Origin of the sequence: Vibrio sp. RC586, from assembly GCF_000176715.1 — a bacterium.
Lineage (GTDB): Bacteria > Pseudomonadota > Gammaproteobacteria > Enterobacterales > Vibrionaceae > Vibrio.
In genome coordinates, this window is record NZ_ADBD01000005.1 from 93,923 (window position 1) to 108,408 (window position 14,486).

Genomic DNA, 14,486 nt, shown 5'->3' on the forward strand with positions numbered 1-14,486 from the left:
GCTTATCTAGGAAGGTGTTAGTTATATCCTACTGCTTTGTCACTACTAACAACTAATGACAACGCACAGAACCAGTTCATCATTCTAGGTAATGTGACTTGAGTCAACTTTTAAGTTATTATTTGCAACGATTTTGCTGTCCAACCAATCCCATCTGATACGGGGATTCCACATGTTATTGATGATAAAAAAGAATATACAGTGGCTTTTTAGTCACTTTATTTTGAACGCCGTTTTATTGAGTGTATTAGGTCTGCCTTATCTGAAATGGATGGAGGTCAGTGCTGGCAACACGACGGCTTATACTTATCTTTTGACCACTCAGTTTGGCTGGTTTGGCTTATTCGCCTTTGCGATTACCCTCAGCACACTCGCCTTGGTCTGGCTACCAAGTCGATTGTTGCATGGCGCTGTCTTTTTGGTGTCTTGGATCGTCAGTATTTTGCTGTTGGTCGATATTGAGGTCTACCAACAATACCGTTTCCATCTCAGTGGCTTTGTGTGGGATCTACTGCTGCATGGTGGCGAGCAGGTCATCAGCGTGTCTTGGTACACCCTAGTGATGGCAAGCTTGATCGTGATGATAGTTGCTCTCGCGCAGTGGCTAGTGATGAAACTGGCACACCATGTACAACGTTCACGCTTAATTGGAATGGCCTGCGGCCTGTGGCTACTGGCTCTGATCAGCAGCCAGATGCTTCATGCTTGGAAAGATGCCACTTATGACAGTGAAATCCCAAGCTACAGTTACCACTGGCCGCTCTATTATCCTTTGACAGCTAAGCGCTTTTTCGATCAACTGGGTGTCGTCGATGCACAAGCAGCTCGCAGTCAACAAGTGGATTTTCATGCCCCAACCAGTAGCGCTTTAAACTACCCTCTGCGCCCACTGCGCATTGAGCCACCCGCACAGCGCCCGAACATTTTGGTGATTGGCATTGATGCTTGGCGTTTTGATGATGCCAATCGTGAAGTTACTCCAAACATTGCGAATTTTGGTCAAAGTGCAACTCGCTTTACCCATCATTTAAGTGGTGGCAACTCGACTCAAGCTGGGCTATTCAGTCTATTTTATGGTTTGCCAGCCACTTATTGGGAAGAGTTTCAAAGTAGTCAGACTCGTCCTCAATTGATGCAGGCACTCGCCGATCTCAATTATCAATTTGCGATTTACAGCTCGGCACCTTTAAACAGTCCGCCTTTTGATCGGACGATCTTTAGCAAAATCCCACAACTACGCACAGTGACACCGGGTGAAACACCACCGCAACGCGATGAACGGATTACCGAAGATTTTCTCAGCTTTCTCAATCAGCGGGATCGCCAGCAGCCTTACTTCGGGTTTCTGTTTTACGATTCAGCGCATGCGGCAGATTTTCCATCCACTATGACACCGCCGTTTACTCCTTATTGGGAACGCGTCGATCACATCAAACTCAACAACAGTTTTGATCCTGAGCCCTATCGTAACCGCTATCGCAACGCGGTCTATTACGCAGATTCATTGATCGGTAAAGTGCTCAATGAGCTGAAAGCCCGCAATGAGCTGAACAATACGATCGTGATCATTACTTCTGACCATGGTGAGGAGTTTAATGACAATCAACAGAATTATTGGGGGCATGGCAGTAACTACAGCATGGCGCAAATTCACGTACCGCTGTATATCTATATTCCAGAGAAAGAAGGTACTGTGCTCACCCATAAAACCACGCACCTTGATGTGGCACCTATGCTGATGCAAGAAGTGTTAGGAGTACAAAACCCGATGAATGAATTTGCGTTAGGGTATCCGCTTTGGCAAGCAAGTCCGCAGAGAGAGTGGACGATTATCGGCAGTTACTTTAACTATGCATTGGTGAGCGATAAGGAGATGTTGGTCAGTTACCCGAGTGGCCGAGTTGAAGCCTTAAGTGCCAACCTGATGCCTGAGAAGGAGCGACAAATCTCCAGTCAGCAGATTATGCAAGCACTGCAGGATATGCGTCAGTTTTTACGCTAATAACTTTTACACGAGAAATCTGCGTTCTGGTAAAGACAATTTACCAGAACGTTTCTCGACGTTTTGCTCGCGCGATAATGTTCTCCGGCATACGGCGTTCTAACCCCTGACGAAGAAGTGCGATACGGTTGTGAGTACGCTGATCAGCGGTTACCGAGTTATATAACCAACGATACGCATCTTCATAATCCAGCGGACTACCGTAATCACGCAGTAACAGTTCAGCCAACTGAATGCGTGCATTCAGGTTACCCATTGCAGCGGCTTCACGCAGATATGGGATCGCGCGTTCTTTATCTTGTTGTACTAACGTGCCACGTGAGTAATAACGCCCAAGCTGCTCAAGTGCAGCTGGTAGTCCTTGGTGCGCCGCATTCTCCATATAATAGAGACCAAGCTCGACATCCTGATCCACACACACGCCCCACGCCAGCATGTCACCATACAGGAATTCATACGAGGGCAGACTGATACGCGTAGCACGCGCGACAATGTCTTCCACGATCTGGCAATTATCGGCTTTTACGCGCTCAAGATGTTTATTTTCTTCAATCAGTTTGATTAGCTCAGCTTCCGAATAGATAGGCACTGGCTCTCCTAGATCCGCTGCATAAGCAGGATTGTACGAGGAGTGCCATGCAAGCAATAAGGAAGCGGCTACCGTTCGTAGCTTCATACCTGCACTCTTACACAACACCGCAGCCATCGCGTGCCACATTGCACTCTGACCCGGTTTGCTTTCTATATCGGCATTGAATGCCATCGCTTTAGGCTCATTTACCCTTTTGCGGCAATTTTTTGCCACAGACGAACAAAATACCACCAACAGTATGGCAAAAAAAAGCCGACTCAGTGAGTCGGCTTACTATTTTTCATCTCAAGATCACGCGCTGAATGGGTGAACTTTGATGATCGTTTCGTTGCGGTCTGGACCAGTAGAAATGATGTCTACAGGAACGCCAGTCAGCTCTTCAATGCGCTTGATGTAATCCAGTGCTGTCTGTGGCAGTTCAGCCAGAGTTTTGGCACCGAAAGTTGTTTCAGACCAACCAGGCATAGTTTCGTAAATTGGCGTCACATTTTCAAACGCGTCAGCTGCCATTGGTGAAACTTCAGCAATTGAACCATCTGGCATTTGGTAACCAGTACAGATCTTGATCTCTTTCAGACCATCAAGAACATCCAGTTTCGTCAGACAGAAGCCAGTTACTGAGTTGATTTGAATTGCACGGCGCATCGCCACTGCATCAAACCAGCCACAACGACGCTTACGACCCGTAGTTGCACCAAACTCGTGACCTTTAACGCCTAAGTGTTCACCCACTTCGTCAAACAGTTCAGTTGGGAATGGACCGGCACCAACACGAGTACAGTACGCTTTCGCGATACCGAGAATGTAACCTAGGTGACGAGGACCGAAACCAGAACCCGCAGCAACACCACCCGCAGTGGTGTTTGAAGACGTTACGTATGGGTAAGTACCGTGGTCGATATCCAGCAGTGTACCTTGCGCGCCTTCGAACATGATTTTATCGCCACGCTTACGCGCTGCATCTAGCTCGTTAGTCACATCGATAACCATAGAAGTCAGCAGCTCTGCATAACCTTTAGCCTGCTCCAGTACCGCTTCGTAGCTTACTGGTTCTACTTTGTAGAAGTGCTCAAGTTGGAAGTTATGGAATGCCATCACTTCTTGCAGTTTCTCAGCAAAAGAGGCCATATCGAACAGGTCGCCAACACGCAGACCACGACGAGCTACTTTATCTTCGTACGCAGGACCGATACCACGACCAGTCGTACCAATTGCTTTCTTGCCACGAGCAGCTTCGCGCGCTTGGTCAAGAGCAACATGGTATGGCAGGATCAGAGGACAAGCTTCAGAAATGAAAAGACGCTCACGAACAGGAACACCACGATCTTCAAGACCAGACATTTCTTTAAGCAATGCTTCTGGTGAAAGTACCACACCGTTACCGATGATACATTTCACGTTGTTGCGAAGAATACCGGATGGAATTAAGTGAAGAACGGTTTTTTGACCGTCGATTACTAGAGTGTGACCTGCGTTATGTCCGCCTTGGTAGCGAACCACGTATTTTGCATCTTCAGTTAAAAGGTCTACGATTTTACCTTTACCTTCGTCACCCCATTGGGTGCCAAGAACGACTACGTTATTACCCATCTTTCCAAGTCTGATTGCTAGTTAAAAAAGGATTCTAGCACCGAATTTGAATCCTTGCAGTCATTTTTTAAGCATGAAAATTTCATATAAAACGACCTTGAAAATCCATTCGGTTATTAGCAAACGATAATTAAGAATCGCTTATTCGTCAGCGTAAATTTTCACGCTGAATTGCCCATGGCGATCAATACAGGCGCGGTACATCCCAGAGCTGTTCATGGCAAAGTGAATATCCCCCTGCTTGTCGATAGCAATTATCCCGCCTTCGCCACCCACAGTTTTTAGTTCACCTTGCACCACAGTTTCACAAGCCGTGTGTACATCTTCTTTTAGATAGCGCATTCGCGCCGCCACATCCCCAGCCACAGCATAACGAATGAAATACTCCCCCATTCCTGTACATGAGATGGCAACATTGCCGTTTTCAGCGATGGTTCCAGCTCCGATCACGGGGGAATCCCCCACCCGTCCAAAACGCTTGTTGGTGATCCCGCCGGTGCTGGTTGCCGCCGCTAAATTACCTTGTTGATCCAGCGCCACCGCGCCTACCGTGCCAAATTTCTTATCATCGGGATATTCACTTGGTGACTCTTGCTTGGCGGCGTCAGATTGATAGGACGCTTCTGAAAGCGCAAAGCGAGCTTGCTGCTTCATGTTTTGCAACTGTTCATAACGGCGTTCAGTGAAGAAATAGTCTTGCTCGGTGTACACATGGCCTTGTTGGAAGGCAAACTGCTCTGCCCCTTCGCCGATCAAAAAAACATGCTCACTATGACGCAGCACATCGCGCGCGAGTTGAATCGGGTTTTTAATGTGGCGCACGCCAGCAATCGCTCCAGCCTCTCGGGCTGCACCATGCATCACCGAGGCATCCATCTCCACCATTTCATTGTGCGTCAGTACCGATCCTTTGCCTGCATTAAACAGAGGAGAATCCTCCAATACCGTCACCGCAGCAACGACTGCATCCAATGCATCCGCACCTTGTGTCAGCAATTGATGCCCGGCTCGCACGGCCAGCTCTAAGGTATTCAGGATCTCCGTGCGCAGAGACTCACTCATCTGCTCGCGCAAAATCGTGCCTGCACCACCATGAATGGCAATCGCAAAAGGCTGTGTCATAACTTCTTTTCTCCAGCGGAGTTAACCACTTAATTGCTTTTAGATGATTGGCGTATAGTGCCTGAATCAGCAATAAAAAAGCGCTAACCGGATCGCGGTTAGCGCTTTTCAAACCAAACGTAGTACGCGAATAGCGTATTACTTAGTCATTAATGGATTCACTAATTAGTGAGAACCACAGCTACCGCCGCCACAGCAGCCGCCTTCTTTTTTTCCGTGACCATGATGTTCGTGACCGTGGCCTTCGCCACCGCAGCAACCGCCTTCATGATCATGGTCGTGGTCGTGCTCGTGACCACCACAGCAGCCACCACCTTGGTGGATATGGCCGTGAGCCATTTCTTCTTCTGTTGCTGCACGAACAGCGACCACTTCAACGGTGAAAGTCAGTGATTGGCCAGCCAGCATGTGGTTACCATCAACCACAACTTCATCACCGTCAACTTCAGTGATTTCAACTGGGATTGGGCCTTGGTCAGTATCCGCCAGGAAACGCATACCTACTTCTAGCTCATCAACACCTTGGAACACTTCAGCAGGAACACGTTGCACAAGATCTTCGTTGTGCTCACCGTACGCATCTTCCGGTGCGATCGTTACTGTGAATTTATCGCCAGCCACTTTGCCTTCCAGCTCACGCTCAAGACCTGTGATCAGGTTGTTGTGACCGTGCAGGTAATCCAGCGGTGCATCAACCGTAGACTGATCCACTACCACGCCATCTTCGATAGTCAATTGGTAAGCAAGACTTGCTACCGTGTTTTTTTCAATTTTCATAACTGCTCCAGGGAGGTTGTCTCTTCGCCGTCAAATACGAACCAAGAGAGGAATGTTGCCGATATTATGAAGATCATGCGCAGAAACTCAATTACTCTGGCTTAAAAATCCCGATCATCTGTTGATTGGCATGCTGACTCTGCTCAACGGATTTAGGTTTACGCTGTTCATGAAACCCACATTCAACACACTCTACCAGTTCGATGCTGTTCTCCATCCACCATTGCAATCCATCTGCAGTTTTACACTGAGGACAGGTTGCTCCGGCTATAAAACGTTTTTTCTGTTTCACGAGATTGTACTACTCCTTTTCCCAATATCGACGTGAGAGTTGGTCACTGTCCATCTCACGGTTGAAAATCTCTTCAAGTTCAGTGCGTGCTTCTTTGGCGCGCAGTTCGAGTTGTTTATCTTCATTGTGTTGCGGTAGCAACTCTTTGAGCATGGCTTTATCTAAGCGATGAAAATGTTCTTCAGCACGCTTCGCTTGATAAGGATGCATTCCCAACTGGATGAGGGCTTTGCGCCCCAAATCCAACGCACTTAAAAAGGTTTCTCGAGTGTAGTTTTGCACACCAAGGCTCAATAACTGGTACGCCTCCACTCGGCTTCGAGCTCGTGCCAACAGTTTGAGCTTAGGAAAATGGTGCTGACACTGCTCAACAATTTTAATCACTTGCTCTGGGTCATCAGTACAAATCACCAAAGCTTCGGCTTGCTCTATACCAGCAGCACGCAGTAACTCAAGGTTACTCGCATCACCATAGAAAACTTTATAGCCATACTTACGCAACAAACGCACTTGGCTGGCATCGCTTTCCAAAATAGTGACTTTGATTTTATTGGCGTACAGCAAGCGGCCGACAATCTGCCCAAAACGACCAAAGCCAACGATGATCACTCGCGGCTCTTTGTTTTCTACATCTGGCGTGAGTGGGACTTCTTCCGTATTGAGTTGGCGGGCAAACCAGTGCTTTTGAGCACTAAGTAATAAAGGAGTGGTAACCATAGATAAACTGACAACCACCAACAAAAAGGAGACTTGTGCATGGTTCAACAAGCCTTCCGTGTTAGCGGCAGTGAAGATCACGAAGGCGAACTCTCCTCCTTGGCTTAAAATCGCCGCCATTTTGCTGCGTGCTTTCGCAACCGTGCCAGAAAGCCGAGCCAGCAAATATAAGATCAACCCTTTGATGATGACCAAACCCAACACAGCTAGCATAATCTTCAGCGGCTTGACGAGTAACAGACCCACATCCACCGCCATACCCACCGAGATAAAAAACAGCCCAAGCAGCAGTCCTTTGAAGGGATCGATAGCGATTTCCAATTCGTGGCGAAACTCGCTTTCTGCGAGGATCACCCCAGCTAAAAAAGTGCCTAGCGCCATCGAAAGGCCAACCTTTTGCATCAGCAACGCGATACCTACCACCAAGAGCAAAGCCGCGACAGTAAACAGTTCGCGCACGCCACTTAATGCGATGTAACGAAACAGTGGGTTCAGTAAAAAATGCCCGCCCAGCAATAAAGCTGCGATCCCGCCCATCATCCACAATGCACTCAGCCAATCGCCACTGCTGTTACCTGCGAGGATCGGCAGCAAAGCCAACATGGGAATCACCGCTATATCTTGAAACAGCAACACCGCAAATCCAGATTGACCGGCCTCAGTGCGTGTCAATTCATGCTCTTCGATAACACGCAGGGCAATCGCGGTGGAAGAAAGGGCTAGCCCCATACCTATCACTAATGCGCTTTGCCAACTCAACCCCAATAAATGCGCTACGCTGGCCAACACAGCGGTCGTCACCACTACCTGCGCACCACCCAAACCTAAAATAGGTCCACGCAGATTCCACAATTTTTTCGGGTTCAGCTCTAAACCAATCAAAAACAGCAGCAGCACCACACCAAATTCGGCAAAGTGCATAATCGCTTCCACATCGCGGATTAAGCCCAATCCCCATGGACCAATCGCAACGCCTGCGAGCAAATAACCCAATACGGTTCCTAAGCCCGCCCGCTGTGCAATAGGTACTGCAATCACCGCGGCAGCCAGAAACACCACGCTGCTACTGAGAAAATCACTGGTCAGTGGCGTCATAGGGCTCTCCTTGCCAGTGGGCGACCTCTTGTAACCATTGCCGATAGCGCCGCGCATGCTGCTCACGCTCTTCATCACTGATGTTGCGTGACCAGTAGAGCACCAAAGGCTCTACCCAATCCATCTGACACAAAGCGGCACTGAGTTCAAACGGCTGCAGGATTTCATTGAGCGGATAACGGTTATAACCGCGTTGATCATAAGCGGTGTGATTGCCACCCGTAGTGATCACGCTGCGCCAAAGTTTCCCTTTTAGCTCGCTTTGTTTACCGAAGGCGAAGCCTTTACTCAGCACGCGATCGATCCACTCTTTCAAGAGCGCAGGGCAGGAATACATATAGAGGGGATGTTGCAACACCAACACATCATGCTCACGCAAGCGTTGCTGCTCAGCGTGCACATCAATAAAGAAATTGGGGTAAGTGGCATAGAGGTCAACAATCGAAACATGCTCTAAATCTGCAATGTGTTCAATCATCACCTGATTGGCAACGGAGTGTTGTGGATCGGGGTGCGCATACACCACCAGCACTTTGGCTTTCGTTTGCTCTCGGTTGACCAAGTTGCGCACTCCGCTGATTTGTTACTAATCCGTTACTAAGCATCATAACCCAATTTGTATAATGATCGACATTTATCCTTATTCCTCCTACTATTCCGAGCGAAAATTCAACGAGCGATAAAACGATTTTTATGATTACCTTCTCTGAGATTCAGCTACTGCGCGGCGGCAAACCACTCCTTGAGCAAGCATCGGCAACCATTCATCCCGGCGACAAAGTGGGTTTAGTGGGTAAAAACGGTTGTGGTAAATCCACCCTGTTTGCCTTACTGAAAGATGAACTGACTATTGATGCAGGCTCCTTCAGCAAACCCGCCTACTGGGAGCTTGCTTGGGTAGCGCAGGAAACACCGGCGCTGGATCGCAGTGCGTTGGAATACGTGATCGATGGCGATCGCGAATACCGCGAACTAGAACGCCAACTGATAGAAGCTGAAGCGGCAGACAACGGAACCAAAGTGGCCGAATTGCATGGCAAGATCGAGATGGTCGGTGGTTATAGCATTCGCGCCCGAGCCTCTGAGTTGCTTGACGGCTTAGGCTTTACTCAAGAGCAGATGAGCTGGAGCCTGACCCAATTTTCTGGTGGCTGGCGGATGCGTCTGAACTTGGCGCAAGCGCTGATTTGCCGCTCAGATTTACTGCTGCTCGACGAACCGACCAACCACTTGGATTTGGATGCGGTGATGTGGCTGGAGCGTTGGCTGCAAAGCTACCCCGGTACACTGATCCTAATTTCCCATGACCGCGATTTCCTCGACCCAATCGTCAATCGCATTGTGCATATTGAAAATCAGACGCTGAATGAATACACGGGGAACTACTCATCGTTTGAAACTCAGCGTGCACAGAAAATGCTTCAGCAACAAGCCATCTACCAAAAGCAACAAAAGCAGATGGCGCACATGCAAAGCTATATTGATCGCTTCCGCTATAAAGCGTCGAAAGCTCGCCAAGCCCAAAGCCGGATTAAAGCGCTGGAGCGGATGGAAAAAGTGCTGCCCGCCCAGTTTGATAACCCATTCAGCTTTGAATTTCGTGAACCTGCCGCGCTGCCTAACCCGATCCTGATGATGGATCAGGTCGCGGCGGGCTACGGCGATAACTTAATCCTTGAGAAAATCCGCCTCAATCTGGTGCCGGGCAGTCGTATCGGCCTACTGGGTCGTAACGGCGCAGGTAAATCCACCTTGATCAAGCTGCTCTCGGGTGAGCTCAAACCACAATCGGGTGACTGCACTTACTCGCAAGGGGTGAAAATTGGTTACTTTGCGCAGCATCAGTTGGAAACACTGCATCCGGAAGAGACGCCGCTGCAACACATGATGCAAATCGCGCCAGACAAAAATGAGCTGGAACTGCGTAACTACTTAGGCAGCTTTGGTTTCCATGGTGAGAAAGCGCTCGAAAAAGTCGCGCCTTTCTCTGGCGGTGAAAAAGCCCGTTTAGTGCTGGCGCTGATTGTGTGGCAAAAGCCCAACTTACTGCTGCTCGATGAACCCACCAACCATCTGGATTTGGATATGCGTCAGGCACTAACCCTTGCGCTACAAAGTTATGAAGGGGCGATGGTGATCGTTAGCCATGATCGCTACTTACTGCGTGCCACCACCGATGATCTCTATTTAGTGCATGATCACCAAGTCGGCCCGTTTGATGGTGACTTGAATGACTACTACAAATGGCTAACCGATCAGCAAAAAGCCGAGCGTAAAGAAACCCAACCGACCAATACTGCGAATAGCGCGAACAGTGCCGCTGCGAAAAAAGAGCAAAAGCGTCGTGAAGCGGATTTTCGTAAGCTCACTGCGCCAATTCGCAAAAAGCTGACACAATTAGAAGAGAAACTCGATAAGTTGAACCACGTCATCAGTGAGATGGAAGCACAATTGTCGGACACCTCACTGTACGAAGCACAGAATAAAGCGACACTGACTGAGGTGTTGGCAAAACAAGCCGCCGCCAAATCCGAGCTAGAGCAAGTCGAGCTAGAATGGATGGCCGAGCAGGAAACCTTGGAAGAGATGGAACAGGAGTTCAACGGTTAAATGAATGATGAGCACGCCAAACCAAGATTAACACTGGAAAGACTCTGGCAATTCAGTTTGCAGTATTACAGTGTACGCGAGGTGAAAGAGGCGTGCTTACGATTGCAAAATAGCCATCACGGCAATGTCAATCTGCTGCTGTTGCTCAAATGGATCGATGAACAGCAACTCACGTTAACCGAAGCCGACTGGCCAACCGTGCTCGAATGTCTCAATCATTCAGAAAATCTGTTGCACAGTTTTCGCGATTTGCGGCGTCGGCTTAAAACCCATCTTCCGGACACCCTCTATCGCGAAACGCTGCAGTTTGAGCTGCAACTGGAAAAGCAGCAGCAAGCAGATTTGGTAGAATGTCTCAATCGGTTAACACTCTATCCCGCGCAAGCTATACCGCTCACGCATCAATATTGTAAGATGCTCGGCGCTGAATACTTAGCCGAGCAATTTTCTGCTCCGCACTGTGAACACAATAATTCAAAATCATGACTCATTTTATTGCTGCCAAGGGGCTTGCTAACCCCCATTTACAAACTCTGCTGCCACGCTTGCTGCGTAAACAGCCGCTGTTTGCTGCCGAATGGCAAACCCTATTCACTCCAGATGGTGACTTCCTCGATTTAGCATGGAGTGAAGACTGGCGCACGCCACATGCACAGCACAAGCCACTGTTTGTATTATTCCACGGCTTAGAAGGCAGCTTTAATAGCCCCTATGCCAACGGATTGATGCACGCGTTTGCGAGGCAAGGCTGGCTCTCAGTCATGATGCATTTTCGCGGTTGCAGTGGTAAACCCAACCACTTAGCACGCGCTTACCATTCCGGTGAAACGGGGGATGCGCGTTTTGTGCTTGAATACCTGCGTAAACAATTGCCAGGGCGTCCTATCGTTGCAGTCGGTGTTTCACTCGGCGGCAACATGCTCGCGAACTATCTTGCGCAGTATCGTGATGATCCTATCGTCAGCGCCGCCACCTTGATTTCTGCGCCACTCGATTTAGCCGCCTGCTCACAACGTATCGAGCAAGGTTTATCTAAAGTGTATCGCGCGTATCTGCTCTCTTCTTTGAAGAAAAATGCCATGGCTAAATACGCACTATTGGAAAACGCTTTGCCACTGAGCTCAGAGCGGATCAACGCTATCGCTAAACTTGCTGAGTTTGATGACGTGATCACCGCGCCACTGCACGGTTTTCAAGATGCGTCTGATTACTATCAGCAATGCTCGGGACTCAAGCAACTCACTCAGATCCGAGTCCCGACACAGATCATTCATGCCAAAGACGATCCGTTTATGACCGAAGCCGTGATCCCAGATTTCCCACTGCCAGCGAACATCGATTACCGTTTGTTTGAGCATGGCGGCCATGTGGGTTTTCTGAGTGGATCATGGCTAAAGCCCCGCTTTTGGCTAGAGCAAACCCTGCCCGAGTATTACTCACATCTGCGTGATGACTTTCTGCATCAATCCTAACGCGCCCCTCCTCTTTTAATGCAGTATCATTGTAAGGGGAAAGACTCAAACGACTTGGAGTAAGCGCTCCAAGTCGGGTTGGGATCCATCATAAAATAAAGAGGTATTTATGATCATTCCATGGCAACAAATTGCGCCGGAAACACTCGACAATTTGATCCGTGAATTTGTACTGCGTGAAGGCACAGATTATGGTGATGTAGAAGTGTCGCTGGAGGAAAAAATTGCTCAAGTACGCACGCAGTTACAATCAGGGCAAGCTGTGATCGTCTATTCAGAATTGCATGAAACCTTCGATATTAAATGCCATCCGTTTTAGCCAAGCAGTGACGGCTTCATTTTCCGTGCTATAGTCATTTCCGGGTGGTGCCTGAGTTAGCACCAAAATCAAGGACTTAAGGACAAGGTTTGTCATGTCAGCCAAACATCCGATTATTGCGGTGACGGGTTCTTCCGGCGCCGGTACCACAACCACCTCTGAAGCCTTTCGCAAGATGTTCAATATGATGAGCATCAAGCCTGCTTGGGTTGAGGGGGACAGTTTTCATCGCTTCACCCGTCCAGAAATGGATGTAGAAATCCGCAAGGCACGCGAGCAAGGTCGCCATATCAGTTACTTTGGTCCCCAAGCCAACGATTTCCCAACCCTTGAAGAATTCTTCCGCCAATACGGAAAAGTAGGCACCGGCCAAGTGCGCCGCTACTTGCACACCTTTGATGAAGCAGTGCCGTATAACCAGATGCCCGGCACGTTTACGCCTTGGCAATCACTGCCCGAAAACTCAGATGTGCTGTTTTATGAAGGCTTACACGGCGGTGTAGTCGATGGTGATGTCAATGTTGCACAACACGTCGACTTTTTGATTGGCATGGTGCCGATCGTTAACCTTGAGTGGATTCAGAAATACGTACGCGATACGCGCGATCGCGGCCATTCACGCGAAGCGGTGATGGATTCCATCGTCCGTTCAATGGACGACTACCTCAAATTCATCACCCCACAGTTTTCACGCACCCACATTAACTTTCAGCGTGTTCCTACGGTCGATACTTCTAACCCACTCAATGCCAAAGGCATTCCAACACTGGATGAGAGTTTTGTGGTGATCCGTTTTCGTGGCATCAAAAACGTCGATTTCCCATACTTGCTGGCGATGATTGATGGTTCATTCATGTCGCGCCACAACACCATCGTGGTTCCTGGTGGCAAAATGAGTTTTGCCATGGATTTGATTGTGCGTCCGCTACTGCAACAACTGATCGAAACCGGAAAAATCGGCTAGATCCGAACAGTGATGAATGCTTACTTTTCATACCGTGATCATGTGCACAATTTTGCGTAGCAAATCGGACTGGTGACACGATTAAAATCAAGAAATCGATTTCGAAAAAGGATACTATTCTTAACCGAAACATAAGATAGCTTGCAGCCTTGGGTAACACCTCTTATTCTAGTAAGCCCAATTGAGGCTTCGCTAAAATATGGATAGCGGCAAGCGTACCCTGCAGAGGAAGTGAGATTATTATGGTTCTAGGTAAACCTCAAACCGATCCAACACTAGAGTGGTTTCTTTCACATTGTCACATTCATAAGTACCCATCAAAAAGCACATTGATCCACGCGGGTGAGAAGGCGGAAACGCTGTACTACATCGTTAAAGGTTCAGTTGCGGTACTGATTAAAGATGAAGAAGGTAAAGAGATGATCCTCTCTTACCTGAACCAAGGTGATTTCATCGGTGAGCTTGGCTTGTTTGAAGAAGGCCAAGAGCGTACCGCTTGGGTTCGTGCTAAAACACCTTGTGAAGTGGCTGAGATCTCATTTAAGAAATTCCGTCAATTGATCCAAGTAAACCCAGATATCTTGATGCGCCTTTCAGGTCAAATGGCTCGTCGTCTGCAAGTGACCAGCCAGAAAGTTGGCGACCTTGCGTTCCTAGACGTAACGGGCCGTATCGCACAAACTCTGCTGAATCTTGCGCGTCAGCCAGATGCGATGACTCACCCAGATGGCATGCAAATCAAGATCACTCGCCAAGAGATCGGTCAAATCGTTGGCTGTTCTCGTGAAACCGTTGGCCGCATCCTGAAGATGCTGGAAGAGCAAAACCTGATCTCTGCCCACGGTAAAACCATCGTGGTTTACGGCACTCGCTAAGTGCTCCGATTAACCCGTATCGTGTTATAAAAAATAGCCACCCAACGGTGGCTATTTTT

At 48.6% G+C, this 14,486-nt stretch carries 14 protein-coding genes; 7 read left to right on the forward strand and 7 right to left on the reverse strand.

Annotated elements, in window-relative coordinates:
- The first annotated feature begins 172 nt into the window (after positions 1-172).
- Positions 173-2,002, forward strand: a complete 1,830-nt coding sequence (locus VOA_RS15060) for a DUF3413 domain-containing protein (protein WP_000925720.1) — start codon at positions 173-175, stop codon at positions 2,000-2,002.
- A 40-nt stretch (positions 2,003-2,042) separates the two neighbouring features.
- Here the strand turns inward: VOA_RS15060 and motX are convergent, their stop codons facing one another.
- The 7 genes from motX to kefG all read right to left on the reverse strand — a co-directional run bounded on the left by motX (position 2,043) and on the right by kefG (position 8,758).
- Positions 2,043-2,678 carry a flagellar protein MotX gene (gene motX, locus VOA_RS15055; RefSeq protein ID WP_001883957.1) on the reverse strand — a complete coding sequence of 212 codons (636 nt, stop codon included), beginning with the start codon at positions 2,676-2,678 and terminating at the stop codon, positions 2,043-2,045.
- 207 nt (positions 2,679-2,885) lie between these two features.
- Positions 2,886-4,184 (reverse strand): adenylosuccinate synthase, encoded by a 1,299-nt coding sequence (locus tag VOA_RS15050; RefSeq protein WP_000527938.1) that lies wholly within the window; start codon positions 4,182-4,184, stop codon positions 2,886-2,888.
- Positions 4,185-4,325: 141 nt separating this feature from the next.
- Entirely contained in the window at positions 4,326-5,306 is a 981-nt protein-coding gene (locus tag VOA_RS15045) for an isoaspartyl peptidase/L-asparaginase family protein (RefSeq protein ID WP_000193338.1), read from the reverse strand.
- 165 nt (positions 5,307-5,471) lie between these two features.
- A complete protein-coding gene (gene slyD, locus VOA_RS15040) occupies positions 5,472-6,083 on the reverse strand; it encodes a peptidylprolyl isomerase (RefSeq protein WP_000687669.1) in 612 nt (203 codons plus the stop codon).
- A 91-nt stretch (positions 6,084-6,174) separates the two neighbouring features.
- Complete coding sequence (locus VOA_RS15035; protein WP_000810613.1) at positions 6,175-6,375, reverse strand: YheV family putative zinc ribbon protein; 201 nt, start codon at positions 6,373-6,375, stop codon at positions 6,175-6,177.
- 9 nt (positions 6,376-6,384) lie between these two features.
- Positions 6,385-8,187 carry a glutathione-regulated potassium-efflux system protein KefB gene (gene kefB, locus VOA_RS15030; RefSeq protein ID WP_000188328.1) on the reverse strand — a complete coding sequence of 601 codons (1,803 nt, stop codon included), beginning with the start codon at positions 8,185-8,187 and terminating at the stop codon, positions 6,385-6,387.
- Entirely contained in the window at positions 8,168-8,758 is a 591-nt protein-coding gene (gene kefG, locus VOA_RS15025; protein WP_001245309.1) for a glutathione-regulated potassium-efflux system ancillary protein KefG, read from the reverse strand. Before kefG ends, kefB begins: the two co-directional genes overlap by 20 nt.
- Before the next feature lie 122 nt (positions 8,759-8,880).
- Here kefG and VOA_RS15020 point away from each other — a divergent pair, with 122 nt between their 5' ends.
- From VOA_RS15020 to crp, 6 genes are all read left to right on the forward strand, one after another.
- Positions 8,881-10,797 (forward strand): ABC transporter ATP-binding protein, encoded by a 1,917-nt coding sequence (locus tag VOA_RS15020; RefSeq protein WP_000627687.1) that lies wholly within the window; start codon positions 8,881-8,883, stop codon positions 10,795-10,797.
- The gene (locus tag VOA_RS15015) at positions 10,798-11,283 is read left to right on the forward strand and encodes a TIGR02444 family protein (RefSeq protein WP_000997329.1); all 486 of its coding nucleotides are present in this window, start codon (positions 10,798-10,800) and stop codon (positions 11,281-11,283) included. It abuts the gene before it with no gap.
- Entirely contained in the window at positions 11,280-12,269 is a 990-nt protein-coding gene (locus tag VOA_RS15010) for a hydrolase (protein ID WP_000148650.1), read from the forward strand. The genes VOA_RS15015 and VOA_RS15010 overlap by 4 nt, the downstream gene beginning before the upstream one ends.
- Before the next feature lie 109 nt (positions 12,270-12,378).
- The gene (locus VOA_RS15005; RefSeq protein ID WP_000586575.1) at positions 12,379-12,588 is read left to right on the forward strand and encodes a YheU family protein; all 210 of its coding nucleotides are present in this window, start codon (positions 12,379-12,381) and stop codon (positions 12,586-12,588) included.
- A gap of 94 nt (positions 12,589-12,682) precedes the next feature.
- Positions 12,683-13,552: a phosphoribulokinase gene (locus VOA_RS15000; protein ID WP_001274669.1), complete on the forward strand. Its 870-nt coding sequence runs from the start codon at positions 12,683-12,685 to the stop codon at positions 13,550-13,552.
- A gap of 242 nt (positions 13,553-13,794) precedes the next feature.
- On the forward strand, positions 13,795-14,427 hold the full coding sequence (gene crp / locus VOA_RS14995) for a cAMP-activated global transcriptional regulator CRP (protein ID WP_000242749.1): 633 nt from the start codon (positions 13,795-13,797) through the stop codon (positions 14,425-14,427).
- Positions 14,428-14,486 lie beyond the last annotated feature (59 nt).